The sequence below is a fragment of the Streptomyces sp. MnatMP-M17 genome, from assembly GCF_900091995.1.
In the GTDB taxonomy this organism is placed as follows: Bacteria; Actinomycetota; Actinomycetes; order Streptomycetales; family Streptomycetaceae; genus Streptomyces.
In genome coordinates this window covers 1-2,057 of sequence record NZ_FMDK01000722.1, presented here as the reverse complement: position 1 = coordinate 2,057, position 2,057 = coordinate 1, and the positions used below count along the sequence as shown (strand labels likewise).

Here is a 2,057-nt window from a genome sequence, read left to right as displayed (position 1 = left end):
CCCAGCACTCGCCCCCCGCAGCCCCCACCGCTGCGCCCGGGAGCCGTACGGATCGCGTCCATCGACGTCGAGTGGACGAAGAACTACCGGATCAAGAACGGGCAACGCCCCTTCTGCTACAGCGTCGCGTGGCTGGACCTGCCCGCAGACGGCACCCCCGACCTGGGGGACATGCCGTTCGAGTGGACCAGTGTGTACGTTGAGGAGCCGGGCGAGATGGACACGCTCATCCGGCACGCGGCGGCGACCTTGGCCGTAGCGGCGGACACGTCCACGATCATCACCGGGCACCAGTTCTGCGCTGACCTGGGCGTACTGGAGGCCAACGCCCCCACCGACGCGGCCCCTGCTGTGCGGGCAGCCCGCGCGCAGTGGAAGGATCGCCGCGGCGCCGACCCGGACGAGGGCCACTACGTCGACACCCGGTATGACGCCGGCCATCTCCTTGCCGGGACCTCGCGCCGCCTCGTCGACGTATGTACAGAGCTCGGCCTCGACGTCACCCAGCCGGAGCTCCGCAAGGCGTCCATGCCCGCCTGGCACCGCCGGTGGATCGAGGACGGCGAGGAGGAAGGGCGGGAGCGTGTGAGCGTCCTCAACCTTCGCCACTCCGTCTCCACCGCCTACGTCGCCGCCCGTACGGCCGGCCTTGCGGGGTGGCCCGACGCGGGCTTGAACGTCAACCGAGTCATCGCCGAGGGTGCAAAGGGCGCCTGGGCCTGGCTGGAGAACCCCGTCTTCACCGACCTCCTGGAGGACACGTGCCCATCCGAGAGTGCCGAGTTATCGCCGTCGAAGGCACCCAGGCCGCAGGGAAAACGACCCTCGTCCACGCGCTGACCGCGCACCTGAGAGAACAGAGCATCGGCGTCACCTGCACCGCAGAGCCCGCCCGGACCAGCCCGTTCATGGAGGACATCGTCCTCCACGGTGAGGGGAACTTCGACCTGGTCGCGGAACTGGACCTGTTCGCCCAGCACTTCACGGTTCCCCTGCGCACCGCCCGGCACCACCAGGTCCTCATCACCGACAAGACCCCCGCGAATGTTCTGGCCCTCGCCGGCCTGGTCCTCGGTCCCACCGAGCCGGGCACTGCGGCCGTCCTCGCCGCAGCAGAGGTAATGTGTCGCACCTGGATGCCCCTCGCCTACGACGTGGTGGTGTACTGCCACGACCGCTACGACCAGAAGGCCGGCGGCGACCGCATGCGGGAAAAAGTCCTCGGCATCCAGGACGAGTCCGACACCGCCATCTACGAGGCGTGCCGCGCGACAGGTGTACCGATACTGGAGTTACCCACGGGGCTGACCGTGTCCGAGCGTGTCCAGTGGACCGTGAAGCGCGTTGGGGACATGGGGCTGATCGTTGTCTGATCCCGGATAGAGTCCCCCGGCAAGAGCCCCACCGGTCGGAGGACAAAGTACAGTGCCGCAGCAGCCCGTGAACGATGTGATGCTCATCCTGGAGCGCGACGGCGCCGTGTGCCTTGCCGAGCGGCAGGGCACCGGCTACGCCGACGGCTTGCTGAATCTCCCCTCCGGCAAGCTGGACGAGGGCGAGGACGTGATCGACGCGGTGATCCGCGAGGCGCGGGAGGAAACCGGTGTCATCGTCGACCGGGAGGCCCTGCGGATCGTGCACGTCATGCATTTCCGCAACCCCGAGGGAGAACCCCGAGTCGGCTGGTTCTTCGCCGCCCGGTACTGGCACGGCGAGCCGCAGAACATGGAGCCCCACAAGTGCGCGGGCCTGTCCTGGCACCCGAGTGACGAGCTCCCCGACACCACCGTCCCGTACAACGCACTGGGCATCGCGCACTACCTCAAGGGCGAGCCGTTCTCCGTGCACGGCTGGGGAGAAGCCCCCGAGGAACGAGACGCGTAACAGAACACGGCCGTCGACAACCGCGAGAGCCCCGATTCGCCAGAGGACAGCCGAACGGTCATCTGGAAAGAGCACCCTCTCCGCAACAGCGATCACGGAGTTCGCCGACCGGCGGTCTCCGTGGCCGGGCCCGCCCTACCGAGCGCCGTGGTGGTGGACGTCGGGCAGGTGCT

The 2,057-nt window shown here is 68.4% G+C and carries 3 protein-coding genes; all 3 read left to right on the top strand.

From position 1 onward, the window contains the following. Nucleotides 1–840, top strand: an 840-nt coding sequence (locus tag GA0115259_RS41265) for a hypothetical protein (protein ID WP_202450442.1), incomplete at its 5' end; no start/stop codon positions are given. Beyond that, nucleotides 762–1,373, top strand: coding sequence for an AAA family ATPase (locus GA0115259_RS29125; RefSeq protein ID WP_202450441.1), 612 nt, complete (start codon nucleotides 762–764; stop codon nucleotides 1,371–1,373). The genes GA0115259_RS41265 and GA0115259_RS29125, both read left to right, overlap by 79 nt. Before the next feature lie 52 nt (nucleotides 1,374–1,425). Next, nucleotides 1,426–1,884 (top strand): NUDIX hydrolase, encoded by a 459-nt coding sequence (locus tag GA0115259_RS29120; protein ID WP_256098193.1) that lies wholly within the window; start codon nucleotides 1,426–1,428, stop codon nucleotides 1,882–1,884. Nucleotides 1,885–2,057: the final 173 nt, after the last annotated feature.